Annotated in this window: 13 protein-coding genes; 6 read left to right on the top strand and 7 right to left on the bottom strand. The window is 69.8% G+C overall.

The genetic code is table 11. The features are described 5' to 3' along the window. The first annotated feature begins 171 nt into the window (after nt 1–171). Entirely contained in the window at nt 172–369 is a 198-nt protein-coding gene (locus M8445_RS12920; protein WP_273988224.1) for a hypothetical protein, read from the top strand. A 100-nt stretch (nt 370–469) separates the two neighbouring features. On the opposite strand, the gene uvrC is transcribed toward M8445_RS12920, so the two are convergent. Beyond that, nucleotides 470–2,323 (bottom strand): excinuclease ABC subunit UvrC, encoded by a 1,854-nt coding sequence (gene uvrC / locus M8445_RS12925; protein ID WP_273988226.1) that lies wholly within the window; start codon nt 2,321–2,323, stop codon nt 470–472. 140 nt (nt 2,324–2,463) lie between these two features. On the opposite strand from uvrC, the gene M8445_RS12930 reads away from it, so the two are divergent. The 3 genes from M8445_RS12930 (at nt 2,464) to M8445_RS12940 (ending at nt 4,554) form a co-directional block, all read left to right on the top strand. Beyond that, complete coding sequence (locus M8445_RS12930) at nt 2,464–2,877, top strand: Rrf2 family transcriptional regulator (protein WP_273988228.1); 414 nt, start codon at nt 2,464–2,466, stop codon at nt 2,875–2,877. A gap of 93 nt (nt 2,878–2,970) precedes the next feature. Beyond that, a complete protein-coding gene (locus M8445_RS12935; protein ID WP_273988229.1) occupies nt 2,971–3,843 on the top strand; it encodes an SDR family oxidoreductase in 873 nt (290 codons plus the stop codon). Nucleotides 3,844–3,933: 90 nt separating this feature from the next. Beyond that, nucleotides 3,934–4,554, top strand: coding sequence for a histidine phosphatase family protein (locus tag M8445_RS12940; RefSeq protein ID WP_273988230.1), 621 nt, complete (start codon nt 3,934–3,936; stop codon nt 4,552–4,554). 94 nt (nt 4,555–4,648) lie between these two features. On the opposite strand, the gene M8445_RS12945 is transcribed toward M8445_RS12940, so the two are convergent. The 5 genes from M8445_RS12945 to M8445_RS12965 form a co-directional block, all read right to left on the bottom strand. Beyond that, nucleotides 4,649–5,857 (bottom strand): Gfo/Idh/MocA family protein, encoded by a 1,209-nt coding sequence (locus tag M8445_RS12945; RefSeq protein ID WP_273988231.1) that lies wholly within the window; start codon nt 5,855–5,857, stop codon nt 4,649–4,651. Beyond that, nucleotides 5,854–6,888 carry a dipeptide epimerase gene (locus M8445_RS12950; protein WP_273988233.1) on the bottom strand — a complete coding sequence of 345 codons (1,035 nt, stop codon included), beginning with the start codon at nt 6,886–6,888 and terminating at the stop codon, nt 5,854–5,856. The genes M8445_RS12945 and M8445_RS12950 overlap by 4 nt, the downstream gene beginning before the upstream one ends. Then, a complete protein-coding gene (locus tag M8445_RS12955; RefSeq protein WP_337961596.1) occupies nt 6,885–7,772 on the bottom strand; it encodes a C40 family peptidase in 888 nt (295 codons plus the stop codon). The genes M8445_RS12950 and M8445_RS12955 overlap by 4 nt, the downstream gene beginning before the upstream one ends. 76 nt (nt 7,773–7,848) lie before the next feature. Further along, nucleotides 7,849–8,877 carry a dipeptidase gene (locus tag M8445_RS12960; RefSeq protein ID WP_273988234.1) on the bottom strand — a complete coding sequence of 343 codons (1,029 nt, stop codon included), beginning with the start codon at nt 8,875–8,877 and terminating at the stop codon, nt 7,849–7,851. After that, complete coding sequence (locus M8445_RS12965; RefSeq protein WP_273988236.1) at nt 8,874–9,581, bottom strand: HAD family hydrolase; 708 nt, start codon at nt 9,579–9,581, stop codon at nt 8,874–8,876. Before M8445_RS12965 ends, M8445_RS12960 begins: the two co-directional genes overlap by 4 nt. Before the next feature lie 255 nt (nt 9,582–9,836). On the opposite strand from M8445_RS12965, the gene M8445_RS12970 reads away from it, so the two are divergent. Next, nucleotides 9,837–10,985, top strand: a complete 1,149-nt coding sequence (locus tag M8445_RS12970; RefSeq protein WP_273988237.1) for an alanine--glyoxylate aminotransferase family protein — start codon at nt 9,837–9,839, stop codon at nt 10,983–10,985. A gap of 77 nt (nt 10,986–11,062) precedes the next feature. Here M8445_RS12970 and M8445_RS12975 read toward each other — a convergent pair whose 3' ends face one another. After that, complete coding sequence (locus M8445_RS12975) at nt 11,063–11,767, bottom strand: metallophosphoesterase family protein (protein WP_273988239.1); 705 nt, start codon at nt 11,765–11,767, stop codon at nt 11,063–11,065. A 74-nt stretch (nt 11,768–11,841) separates the two neighbouring features. Between M8445_RS12975 and lnt the strand changes: the two genes are divergently transcribed. Then, nucleotides 11,842–13,383, top strand: coding sequence for an apolipoprotein N-acyltransferase (gene lnt / locus M8445_RS12980; protein WP_337961597.1), 1,542 nt, complete (start codon nt 11,842–11,844; stop codon nt 13,381–13,383). The last annotated feature ends 44 nt before the right edge of the window (nt 13,384–13,427 follow it).

Below are 13,427 nucleotides of genomic sequence, written 5' to 3' on the forward strand. Positions count from 1 at the left end.
ATCAGGGGACGTGCTGGCCAGACGCAGTGCGGGCTAGGCGCAATGGCGCACTCCACGCTGCGCCAGTCGCCGCATGTGCCCCGGGGGGTGTGAGGCGCACCATGAGGGCGTCAGGGAACGCGCCAGTACGGGCCGCCAGTGGGGCGGCGGCGCACCTGCCCGGAGACACTCATGCAACACGTTCCCACCCATCCCGGCGCGGCCCGTGCCCAGGCCCTCCTGAACGAGGCCGCGCAGGCCCGGCAGGTCCGGCTCGCCCAGGCCGCCGCACGCGCCCAGGCTGACCGGCAGCCCACGCGCTCCCACCGCCTGACCTTCTTCCTGGTTGCTCTCCCGGCCGCGCTGCGCCGCCGCCTGCACCTCGCGTGAGCCCAGGCGACACCACGGGATCCGGATTCCGCTACAGATCAGCCTGCCCAGCAGACAGCGCCGCCCCCTGAACCGGGAGCGGCGTTTGCGTTGGGTAGCTTCAGCCGGTGATGGGCTGGCTGTTCGCCTCGCGCTGCGCGAGGAAGTCCTTGACGCTCTGCGCGGCGCGAATGGTCATGCCGGGCACGGCGGCGATCTGTTCGGTGGGTGCGCTGGCGAGGTCCTCGAGGCTGGTGAAGTGCTCCAGCAGCGCGTCCCGGCGTTTCTGCCCGATGCCCGGCAGATCGTCGAACACGCTGCGCAGCATGTCCTGGCCGCGCAGTTTGCGGTGGTACGTGACGGCGTAGTTGTGCACCTCGTCGCGCACGCCGATCAGCATCCGCAGGGCCGGGTGCGTGTGCGGCAGCAGCAGTTCGCGGTCCACGCCGACTTCCGTGCCGGTGTCCAGCCACCACTGCGCGCCGTACCGGCCGGGCAGGATCAGGCGTTCCTCGCGCTTGGCGAGGCCCACGACGGGCACGCGCACGTTCGCTTCCTTCAGGGCGTCCAGCGCGGCGTTCACCTGCCCGCGCCCCCCGTCGATCAGCAGCAGGTCCGGCAGCGGCAACTTATCCGAGAGGCTGCCCGTGAAGCGGCGCACGATGGTCTGTTTCATGCTGGTGTAGTCGTCCGGGTGATCCAGGCCGCGCACCTTGAAACGCCGGTGCTCACCCCGGCGGGCGCGGCCACCCTCGAACACGACCATGCCGGACACGATGTTCGTGCCGAACAGGTTGCTGTTGTCGTACCCCTCGATGCGCCACGGGCGGTCTCCGAGGGCCAGCACTTCCCGCAGGGCGTCCAGGCCCGGGTGGTCGCCGCGCCGTTCCAGCAGGGCCATCTCGGAGTCCAGGCCGTTCTGCGCGTTGCGCTGTGCCATGTCGATCAGGTCGACCTTGTCGCCGCGTTTGGGGGTGCGCATCTCGGTTCTGCGTCCGGCTTTCTCCGACAGGAATTCACTCCAGATGGGCGCGTCGTCGAAGTCGGCGGGCAGCAGGATCAGCGGGGGGACGTGCGTGGCCTGCGTGTAGTAGTCCTGCACGAACGCGGCGACGATCTCGCCGAGCGGGGCGTCCTCGGTGCCGGTCAGGAAGCGTTTGTCGCGGCCCACGACGCGTCCGCCGCGCATGCGGAACAGTTGCACCATGGCGTACTCGCCGGCCTGCGCGGCGCCCAGGAAGTCCAGGTCGGTCTCGTCACTGACGAAGGCGTGCTGTTCGGTGCCGAACAGTTTCTCGACGGCCTGCACGCGGTCGCGCACGCGGGCGGCCTGCTCGAAATCCTGCCCCCTGGCGGCGGCCTGCATGTCGATCTTCAGGCGTGCGATGACGGGCGCGGCGCGGCCCTCGAGCAGACTGGTCACGTCCTCGACGGTCCGGGCGTACTCGCCGGCGTCGGCGCGGTCCACGCAGGGGCCCAGGCAGCGGCCCATGTGGAAGTTCAGGCAGGGCCGCGCTTTCTTCTGCATGGGCAGGCCGCTGTTCTTGCGCAGGGGGAACATGGTGTCGATCAGGTTCTTCACGCGCCGCACGGCTGACGAGTCCGGGTACGGGCCGTAGTAACGCCCGCCGTCCTTGATGACGCGCCGCGTGACGATCAGCATCGGGTACGCCTCATTGGTGAGTTTCAGGAACGGGTAGTGCTTGTCGTCTTTCAGGGTGACGTTGTAGTGCGGGCGGTGCTGTTTGATCAGGTTCGCTTCCAGCACGAGGGCCTCGACCTCGTTGCGGGCCGTGATGAATTCCAGCGTGTCGGCCAGCGCCGTGAACTTGCCGCTCTTGCCGCCAGCCTTGAAGTGCTGTCCGACCCGGCTGCGCAGGTTCTTGGCCTTCCCGATGTAGATGGGCGTGCCGCCCCTGCGGAAGATGTACACGCCGGGTGTGGTGGGCAGCACGGGCAGGTCGTCTGGATGCACCTGCCCAGAATAGGGGAGAGGGCCGGCGTGTTCCGTGACGGGAGGCGCTGTCTGACCGTGTGCCGTGGCACGCACGGGCGCTTGACACCCGCCCCGGCCTGTCACTAGAATACTTACATGTCGAGAGAAGGGTGGGTCGCGTGAACAGCCAGTACGCCGTGGCTGTGCATGTGCTGTCCCTGATCAGTCAGTTTCCGGAGCACAGCAGTTCGGCCGACATGGCCCTGAGCGTCGGAACGAACCCGGTCGTGATCCGCACCGTGGCGGGGCAGTTGCGCCGCGCCGGGCTGATCTGCACGCGGCAGGGCGTGGCGGGCGCGAGCCTGACCCGCCCCGCCGCTCAGATCACCCTGCTGGACGTGTACCGCGCCGTGAACGGTGAGGACAGCGTGTTCCGCCTGCATGAGCGTCCGCACCCGAACTGTCCGGTCGGCGCGAATATCCAGGCGACCCTGGAGACCCGCTTCGGCCGTGCCCAGGCTGCCATGGAAGCCGAACTGGCCCGCACGACCCTGGCCGACGTGATGTCGGACCTCGTCTCGCGCGCCGGGTAGGGACCGACTGATTTTTTTTCTCCGACATGTCACCAAAACGCCTACAGGTTGCCCGCCCCCACTCCCCCCGCTGTTCCCCACAGGAGACCCACCATGATCGGAATCACTGCCGCCACCGGCCAGCTCGGCCAGCTCGTCATCCAGGCCCTTCTCGACCGGGGCGTGCCCGCCACGCAGGTCGTCGCGCTCGTCCGCAGCCCCGAGAAGGCCGCCGCACTCGCCGCGCAGGGCGTGCAGGTCCGCCACGCCGACTACCACCAGCCCGACACCCTGGGCACCGCCCTGCAGGGCGTCGAGAAGCTCCTGCTGATCTCCAGCAACGACTTCAACGACCGGGTCGGCCAGCACCGCAACGTCATCAACGCCGCCCGCGAGGCAGGCGTGAAACAGGTCGCGTACACCAGCATCCTGAACGCTGACACTGCCACCTTCGGACTGGCCGCCGACCATCAGGCCACCGAACAGATCCTGCGTGAATCCGGCCTGCCGTTCATCTTCCTGCGCAACGGCTGGTACACCGAGAACTACACCGGCAGCGCCGCGCAGGCCGTGCAGAATGGCGCGCTCCTCGGGGCGGCCGGAACCGGGAAACTGAACCTCGCCACGCGCCGCGACTACGCCGAGGCGGCCGCCGCCGTCCTCGCCACCGACGGGCACATCCCGCAGGGGCAGACCGGCCGCGCCTACGAACTCGCCGGGGATGAGAGCGTGACCATGAGCGACCTGGCGGCTGAGTACGCCCGCCAGAGCGGCCAACCCGTCGAGTACCGCGACCTGCCGCAGGCCGAGTACGCCGCGACCCTCCAGAGCTTCGGCGTTCCGGAAGGCTTCGCACACACCCTGGCCGACGTGGACGCGGGGATCGCCCGGGGCGAACTGTTCAGCGCCAGCCGCGACCTGACCACCCTGATTGGCCGCGCCACCACGCCGGTCAGCACCTCGGTCGCCGAGGCCCTGAGCGCCTGAACCCGGCGCGGCGCAAGCCGAACGGTACCCAGAGCAGGCCCACGGCAGATCTCGCGGCGGGCCTGTTCTGTGCCCGGTACACTGCCGGGCATGACAGGTACGGCGGCAGGTACGCGGGTGTGGATCATCCGGCACGGTGAAACCAGCGGGAACGAGGCGGGCATCCTGCGCGGCCCGGTCAGCGTGAACGACGAACTGAACGACACCGGGCACGCCCAGGCCCGCGCGCTGGCCGCCCATCTACTGCGCCAGCCAGCGCGTCCACAGACGGTGTACGCCAGCCGCTACCGGCGCGCTCAGCAGACAGCCGCGCCCCTCGCGGAAGCACTGGGCGTGCCGGTGCAGGTCCTGAACGGCGTGCACGAGGTGGACTGCGGTGACTGGGCCGGGCAGCCTTACTCGGCCCTGAATGCCCACCCGGAGAAGCTGCGCCTGCCAGGCGGCCGCCTGGGCTTTGCCGGAGGGGAGACCTTCGACGAGATTGCCGCCCGCTTCATGGCCGACGTGAACGCCCTGCCGGACGGCACGGACGCCGCACTCGTGTCGCATGGTGGGATCATCCGCATCGGGCTGGCCGCGCTGCTGGGCCTGAACATCGAGGACGTCTGGTCGGGCGGGCAACTGGTGCACGGGAACACCGACTACACGGTGTTGAGGCGGGCGAAGGATGGCTGGCAGGCTGAGCAGTTGGGAGTATCCGTCAGAGGATGAATTGCAATCTCAGTGCAAAAGGAAAATCAAACATCGTTTTCACGATCCATCGAAATCGTGAAACAATTCACTTACTAGATCAATCATAGACCCCCTACACAGTCGCCGTCTGCCCTGTCCGTCGGGATTCTTCGGCAGCGAACGCCATGCGGTGCGAGTCGAGCGATTCGGCCAGCGGGGTGGGTGGGGGAGATTGTCCGCGCAGGAAGGCCAGCCAGCCCTGCACGAGCCCCTGGTCGCCGCCGCCGTGGTTGCCGGTGGTGTCGACCGTCCAGCGTTCGCTGTGGCCGGTGCGGAAGTTGTGGAGTTCCAGTTCGCCGCGTTCCATGCGCGCGCGGAGTTCGCCGTGCGTGCCGAGGAGTTTGAGGGTGCGGGTGTTGTTGTGCGTGAAGGCGCTGACCGTGAGTTGCGCGGTGAGGCCGCTGCGGAAGGTGACGGTGACGGCCTGGTGGTCGGCGACGTTGTTGCGGCCCAGGTACACGCACTCGCCGTACGGGCCGCCTTGCAGGGCTTCTTCCAGGGTGTCGCCGCCAGCGGTGAGGACGGTAACGGGCCACGCGTGCGGGTCGCGGGCGCGGTAGATGCGCCGCGCGTCGAACGGGCAGTCGGTGATGGGGCAGGTGACGCAGCGGTCGGTCGCGCCGGGCGGGGCGTGTTCGGGCCGGAAGTGATGCAGGCCGCCCTCGCTGCTCACGCGCTGCGGGGCGCTGCCGGCCAGCGCGCGGAGCAGGTCGAGGTCGTGGCAGGCCTTGGCGAGCAGGAACGGCGCGGCGGGTGGACTGGCGCGCCAGTTGCCGCGCACGTACGAGTGCGCGTAATGCCAGTAGGCGACGTTCTCGGCGTGCTGAATGCCGACCAGTTGCCCGAGGTGGCCGGACGCGGCGACCTGCTGGACGGCCGTGAAGAACGCGGTGGTGCGCAGAACGTGGCAGACGGTGACAGTACCGGTCGAGGCGGCCTCGGCGGTCAGGAGCAGGTCGAGTTCGTGCGGGTGCAGGCAGACGGGTTTTTCCAGCAGGACGTCGTACCCGATTTGCAGGGCACGCAGGCAGGGTTGCACGTGATCGTTGTCGGGCGTGGCGATCACGACGGCGTCGGCCACGCGGCCCTGCGCGAGGAAGGCGTCCCAGTGCGTGAACTGCGCTTCGGGTGGCAGGCCATGGCGCGCGGCGACTTCCGCGAGGCGGGCGGGGCGCGGTTCGACGACGTGCGTGATCACCGCCCCCTGCGCGGCCAGATGCCGGGCGTACACGTCCGCGCCCCGGTTCCCGCAGCCGATGATCGCCACGCGCACGGGGTTCACGCGCGGCGCACGCCCCAGCCGGTGCCCTGCGGGCGGGTCAGGTGCCCGGCCTGCCACTCCAGTCCGGTGAACGGGTCGTCAGCCAGCAGGAGCGCGCCGTCCAGGTCGGCCCAGTCGCACGCTCCGGCGAGGTGCGCGGCGGCGGCGATGCCGAGGCTACTCTCGATCATGCAGCCCATCATGACCTGAAGGCCGTGCGCGCGGGCCAGCCGGAGCGCCGCGAGCGCCTGGAGGGGGCCGCCCAGCTTGGCGAGTTTCAGGTTCACGCCGTCGAACGCGCGGGCCAGGGCCGTCACGTCGGACACGTGGTGCAGGCTCTCGTCAGCCACGATGGGCACGGTCGAGACAGCCCGCAGCGCCGCGTGCCCGTCGAGGTCCCCGGCGGCCAGGGGTTGCTCCACGAATTCCACGCGGGCGGCGTCCAGCACGCCCAGCATCCGGCGGGCCTGCGTGCGCGTCCAGGCGGCGTTCGCGTCCACGCGCAGCGCGACGTGCGGGGCTTCCTCGCGCAGGGCTTCCAGGATCGCCTCGTCCCGATCAGTGCCAAGTTTGACCTTCAGGACGCCGTGCCCGCGGGCGGCGGCGTCACGCGCCTGGGCGCGCATGTCATCCAGCGCGGCGATGCTGACGGTGTAACTACTTTCCGGCAGCGGCGCGGGGCTCAGGCCCAGCAGCCTCCAGACGGGGACGCCCGCTGCCTGCGCGCACCATTCCACGGCCGCCATTTCCAGCGAGCACTTCACGCTGGGGTGGTCGTGCGGCATCCGCGCGGACAGTCGGGCGTGCAGGCCGTCCCAGTCCCACGGGTCGCTCAGGGCGTCCGCGAGCAGCGGCAGGACGGCCTCGACGGTGCCGCGCGTCTCGCCGTAGAAGGCGTTCGGGGCGGCCTCGCCCTGACCGGTCAGGCCCGCGTGCGTCAGCGTGACGATGGTGCGCGGGTACGTGCTGTGCGTCCAGCGGGCAATCCCGAACGGCTGCCGGGTGTGCAGGTCCAATGTCTCCCAGCTCAGGTGCGGCGCGGCGGCGGTCACGGCGCCCACCGCCCGAACCCGCTGACAGACACCGCAAGACGCCCGCCGTACTCGCCCTCGCCCAGCGTCTCGACGGTCACGCGCATGTGCGTGGCGTTCGCGTGCACCAGTCGCCGGTCGTCCAGCATCAGGCCCACGTGACCGGGGAAGAACACCAGATCGCCACGTTGCGCGTCCTGCACGGGCGTCAGGGCTGCCTGCTGCTGGTCCGCGTCACGCGGCAGGACCCGCCCGAACGCGCCGTACACCACCTGCGTCAGGCCCGAGCAGTCCAGCCCCCACGCGCTACGCCCGCCCCACAGGTACGGCGTTTCCAGGAACCGCAGCGCCAGTTCGGCCACGTCCACGTCCGGCCGGGCCGTCAGGGCCGCCTCCTGCACCCAGGCGTCCGCGCCGTCCGGCAGCAGCACCGGCACCCAGCGGCGGTGCTCCTCCTCGACGACCTCCCCGAACGCCCGTGTAAGACGCGCCCCCAGCGCCAGTTCCGTCAGGACCGGCCGGCTGATGCGCGGCCCCGCGAAGGCATGTGCCCGCAGCGCCGTGACCGTCAGCTCGCCATTCCCGGCCGGCCCGCGCGGCAGCAGCCCGTCCGCCCGCGCCCAGCCCAGGTACCCATCCTGCACGGTCCGCACGCGCGCCCAGCCGGTCCCGTCCTCCCACAGCAGGTCCAGCGGCTCGCCCGGCAGGGCCTCGCTCACCTGCGCCGAATCGGCGTCCGGGGTCGCACGCAGGCTCAGGCGCGAGCGGCCCGTCACGGCCCGCTGCGGCTGCACGAACCGCCACCCGGCCCCCTCCAGCTGGCCCCGCAGGGCCTCCTCGGCCATGCGCATGGCCGGATCGAACGCGTGCACACGCGCATCCAGAACGACATCAATGGGACTCACGCCCCACAGCCTACGGCCCCAACAGGCGCAACGGGGCGCAGGTGGTGCAGGCCAGTGGTGGAAGAAGGACTGATTCTTACAGGTGCGTGGTGAGCCAGCGTGCCCAGTTCCCCCACGCCACGCTCTGACGGACCCCGGCGGGCAGTTCATCCAGCAGGCGGGGCACGTGACCGTAGCGGTCGATACCGGCGGGCGTCTTCTCGGCCCCGAAACCTCCGTCCAGGTCGGTACCGAGGGCCACGCGGTCCCAGCCGATCAGGTCGGCGTAGTGGCGGGCGTGGTCGGCCAGCGCGGCCAGGGGTACGCGGTCCAGGCTGCCTTCCGGGAGCGGGCGGATGAAGCGGTTCAGGAGGACCAGTCCGATCACGCCGTCCGCGCTGGCGATGGCGCGGGCCATGTCGTCGGTCAGGTGGCGGTTGCCGGGCACCAGGGCGCGGCTGTTGGCGTGCGTGGCGATCATTCGCGGCCCGATCTGCGCGGCGTCCCAGAAGGCGTGATCGTCGAGGTGCGAGGCGTCCAGCGTGACGTTCAGGTCCCGCATGGCCGTCACGAGGTCCACTCCGGCGGGCGTGAGTGGTCCGGGCGCGTCGGTGCCTCCGGCGTAGCGGGTGCGGCCCCAGGCGGGCCCGATGACGCGCACGCCACGCTCGACCCAGAACGGCAGGTCATCCGCGTCCCGGATGGGGTCCGCGCCTTCCATCAGCAGGACCACGCCCAGCGGCGCGTCCAGCGTATTCAGGTGAGGCCTGTTCAGGTGCGCGGCGACCCTGGCGGCCGAGGTGAGCAGGGTCAGGTGCCCGGCGTCCTGCAGGCGGTGGTACTCGTCCAGTTGCGCCAGGGCCTGCGCGCGGGCGCCCGCGTGGTCGGTATACCCGCCAGGAGTGTCGGGGCTGGCAGGGAGGGCGAACAGCGTCCCGAAGCACACGCGGACCTGCGCTGCCCTCAGTTCCGGCAGCGTCACGGTGGCCGTCTGGTCCGGCACGGGGTCAGCGGCGCGCAGGGCGTCCAGCGCAAGGGTCAGGTCACGGCCGTCCAGGGCGTTCATGGCGAGGTCCAGGTGACCGTCGATCAGGAAGTGCGAGTTCAGGAAGTGCGCGTCGGTCATCGGGCGTCGGCGGTGGGGGAGGCGACGCCGATGCGGTCCACCAGTCTGGATACCCCGCCGAGGTCGTGCAGGGCGTCCGGGGTTTCGCCGCTCAGGTCGATCAGCGCGGCGTGCATGCCCAGGGCGAGGGCGGCGTCCACGTTCTCCTGCTTGTCGTCGATGAACAGCACCTCGGCGGCGTCCAGGCCCAGGGCGTTCAGGGCGTGCCGGTACGCGCCGGGCTCAGGTTTGTGAATGCCGACCGTGCAGGTGGCGACAGCCACGTCGATCAGGTCGTTCAGACCCAGGAATTCCAGGGTGCGGTCGATGCTGGGCAGGGTGTTGCTCAGCACGCCCAGGCGTAGGCCACGGGCGCGCAGGTCCCCGAGGATCTCGCGGGCGTTCGGGACGGGTTTCATGAACGCCTCGTACGGGTAACGTGCCGACAGTTGCTGCGCCTGAGTGTCTGTGAGGCCCAGCCGGGCGGCCAGTTCAGCGCTGTAGTCGTTCCAGAAGGTGTCCTCGTCGGCCTGGGTGCGCAGGTGCCACCACGTGAACGCGCGCTCCTGCCACTGCGCCTGCATGCCCGCTCCGACCTCGCGCGGGTCGAGTCCGAAAGCCTGGGCGGCCCACAGGGCGGCCTCGCGGTACACGCCGGGGTCGGTGTAGGCGATGGTGTCGTCCCGGTCGAACAGGACTGCGCGCAGCGGAGGCTGACTGGTCATGCCGATCATGCTAGACGCTGGCTGGCGGCAGAACGTGACGGTCTGCGGTGCAGGCGCGCACGTGATGTGCCGGTGAACGCGTCCGCTTGCCGGGGCTGGGCGGAACCCTGAATGGAAAACAGGTCTTCTGTGCGTTTAGCGCAATCGGAGTGCCTGAAAGTGAGATTTTAGCAATAATTGACCTGTATAGGATTTTTAGGGGCAGATGAGCGCAACAGGATTGCTAAACTCACGCTTCTACGCTAGGCTGACCGCATGTTCGAGGACCCCTACACCGAGCACGTCCTGCTGACGCCCGGCCCCACCCCCATCCACCCCCGCGCCCAGCAGGCCCTCATGCGACCCATGCTCGGCCACATGGACCCCGAAATCTTCGCGCTGAACACCGAAATCCAGGCGGACCTGCGCGCCATGTACGGCACGACCGACACCACCTTCACCGCCCTGCTCGCCGGAACCGGCAGCCTCGGCATGGAAGCCGGATTCGCCAACCTCGTCGAGAGTGGCGACGAGGTCCTCGTCTGCGCCAACGGTTCGTTCGGGCGGCGCATGGCCGACATGGCCGCCCGCTACGGCGCGAACGTCCGCCTCGTCACCGCCCCGCTCGGCGAGGCCATCAACCCCGACGACGTGGCCGCGCAGATGAACGGCGTGCAGATGGTCGCCGTCGTGCACGGCGAGACCAGCACCGGCGTCCTGAACCCCGTCCCGCAGATCGCGCAGATTGCCCGGCAGCACGGCGCACTCCTGACCGTGGACGCCGTCACGACCGCCGGGATGGAACCCTTCCACATGGCCGAGTGGGGCGTGGACTACGCCTACACCGGCGCGCAGAAGTGCCTCAGCGCCCCCCCCGGCCTGGCACCCGTCGCCATCAGCGACCGCGCCATGGCCCGCTACCACGCCCGCCGCACGCCCACCCCGCTGTGGTACTGCGATTTCGAGGGCCTGCGCGACTACTGGGAGCGCCACACCTACCACCACACCGTCCCCGTCAACCTGCACTACGCCCTGCACGCTGCCCTGCGCGCCGCGCTGGACGAGGGCATGCTGAACCGCAAGGCCCGCGTGCAACACGTCGGGCAGGCCATTCAGGCGGCGCTGGCCCCGCTGGGCTTCACGCCCTACGTGCAACGCCCGGAAGACCGCCTGCCCACCGTCCTCGCGTTGCGCCTCCCGGAGGGTTTCGACGACGCGGGCGTCCGCCGCGCCCTGCGGGAACGGCAGATCAGCGTCACGGGCGGCCTGGGCGCCACCGCCGGCCTGATCTGGCGACTGGGCCTGATGGGCGAGACGGCCCGCCCCGCCCCGTACCGCGCGCTGATGAACGCCCTGGAAGACCTGCTGGGCGTGCAGGGCCTCACCGAACGCTTCAACGACGCGCTGGAACCTGTTCCCGCCTGAATCCACAGAACACGGCATAAGGAAGGCGGGGCACCTTGTATGGGGTGCCCCGCCTTCTGTGTGGGTTGCCTCCCGCTTCAGCCCATGCGGCCGGTGCGGATCACGTCCGCGATCACGGGCGGCAGGTTCCACGCCATGATGTCAAACGCACTCGACGCGAAATCGTACGTGACCTTGTGCAGCGACACCTTCGGCTTGCGACCCACGCAATCCACGATCGCCACGTCCGCGCCCGGCTCGTGATTCAGGGTCAGGCCCACACTGCCGGGATCCACGAACGTCGTCTCACCGATCACCCGCACGAATGGCACGTGCGACCCACCCACGACCACCACCCGCGCGCCCAGCGTCTCGGCCAGCGCCTCCAGCTCACGCTCCTGCGCCATCAGGTCCAGACGCGCCTCCGGATCGTGCGGACTGCCGTGAAAGTACCGGACCCGCCCGATCGGCGTGGTGATCCGGCCGCCCGGCGGCAGGCGACGTAGGAAATCCACCTGCTCGGGCGTCAGCATCTTCTTCGTCCAGCCCAGCACCTGATCCGCCACGCCCTTGCGGTCCGCGCGGTCCCCGAGTTCCATCGCCACGCGCATGTCACTGGACCCCAGGCCCGTCACCCACCCCTCACGTTTCACGAAATCGATGACCGGACCCGGGCTCGCGCCGTACCCGACAAGGTCGCCCACCACAATCACCTGATTGACGATATGTTCCGACAGAAAACGCTTGACCGCAGTCAAGGCGTGAATGTTCCCATGAAGATCGCTGATGAAGGCCAGTCGCAAGGTCCTTCCATCCTAGAGCAAAACGTCGCGCCCTGCCCGACATCCTTGCCCCCAACCCCCCTATCATGGGCCGGATGCCCGCCCCCGCCATAGCCGCCCTGCTCGGACTGACCCTCGCCGCGTGCGGCCTGCCGCTCCCGTGGAGTTTCCTGACCGCCCTGCCCCTGGCCGCCCTGCTCGGGTACGCCGCCGCCGCACCCACCCGCCGAAGCGTCACGGCCCGCGTGTTCTGGGCCGGATTCGGGTACTTCGCGCTGCACCTGTGGTGGCTCGGCGCGTTCCTGCAACAACTCCTCGGGGCCGCGCCGCTGGTGATCGTGCTGTTCGTGCTGGAAGCCGCGTTCCTGGCCGTCATGGCCGCCGTCGCCGTGAACGTCGCCCGCACGCCCACCGGCCGCATCTGGGCACTCGCGGGCGGGTGGGTGATCCTGGAATGGCTGCGTTTCCTGGGACCGCTCGCGTTCCCGTGGCCCACCCTGGGGTACACGCTGCTAACCACGTCCGCCATTCAGATCGCCGACCTGGGCGGCGTGCTGCTCGGCAGCGTGCTGGTCGCGTTCACCGCTGCCAGCCTCGCCCACGCCTGGACCGGACGCCAGCAGCAGGGGAGACGCCCCCTCGCCCCGGCCGTCCTGGCCGCCGTCGCCTGGGCCGCCGCGCTCGGGTACGGCGTCACCCGCACGCCCAGCGACGGCCCGGAGCAACCCATGCGGGTTCTGCGCGTCACCTTCGACGCGTTCGGCCGGGCCAGCGGAGAACTGACTTCCGAAGAGCAGTTCTCCGCGCAGACAGCCGCCAGCCTGAACCGCCCACCCGGCAGCGTCATCGTCTGGAGCGAGGGTGCCATCAGTTCACCCGGCACCCGCCCGGCAACCGGTCAAACCATCCCCGCGTTCCCCGGCCCCGGTATCAGCGGCATCGGCGGATACGAGCAACTCACCCCGCCCGGCCCGGACCCCATCCGGCAACCCGCCACGTACCGGCAGTTCAATACGGTCGCCAGCCTCGACGCAGGCGGCACCATCCAGAGCATGAGCGCCAAGGCCCGCCTCGTCCCGTTCGGTGAGGAATTCCCGTTCCGGCCCATCCTCGGACCCGTCTACCGCGTCATCGAAACCTCACTGGGATTCACGCTGCCCAGCATGACACCCAACCCCAACCCCACGCCCATCACGCTGAACGGCGTGCTGTACGGCGCGTACATCTGCTACGACAGCGTGTTCCCGTGGGTTGCCCGGGCGCTTGCCAACCAGGGTGCGCAGGTGCTCGTGAACCCCAGCAACGACGGCTGGTACCAGGGCTGGGGCGTGCAGCAGCACTTCAACATGGGCCGCGTCCGCGCCATCGAAACGCGCCGCTGGGTCGTCCGCAGCGTCAACAACGGAGTTGCCGGAACCGTGAACGACCTCGGGCAACCCGTGCAGACCGTGGACAGCGGTCAGGAGCTTCAGGTACTGGACGTCCGCCCGAAACTCCTGAACGGCACCACCGTCTACATGCGCCTGGGAGACTGGCCCGCGCTGATCCTGGCGCTGCTGATGGTCGCGTACGGAGTCAGGCAGGACCGTCGGCAGGCTACCAGAGTGGCAGGCGTCACCGAGCGTACGGGCGGGTGAAGGCCAGGGCTTCGGCCCTCAAATCGGCGTCCGTTGATAATGCA

It is taken from the genome of Deinococcus aquaticus, from assembly GCF_028622095.1.
GTDB lineage: Bacteria > Deinococcota > Deinococci > Deinococcales > Deinococcaceae > Deinococcus > Deinococcus aquaticus.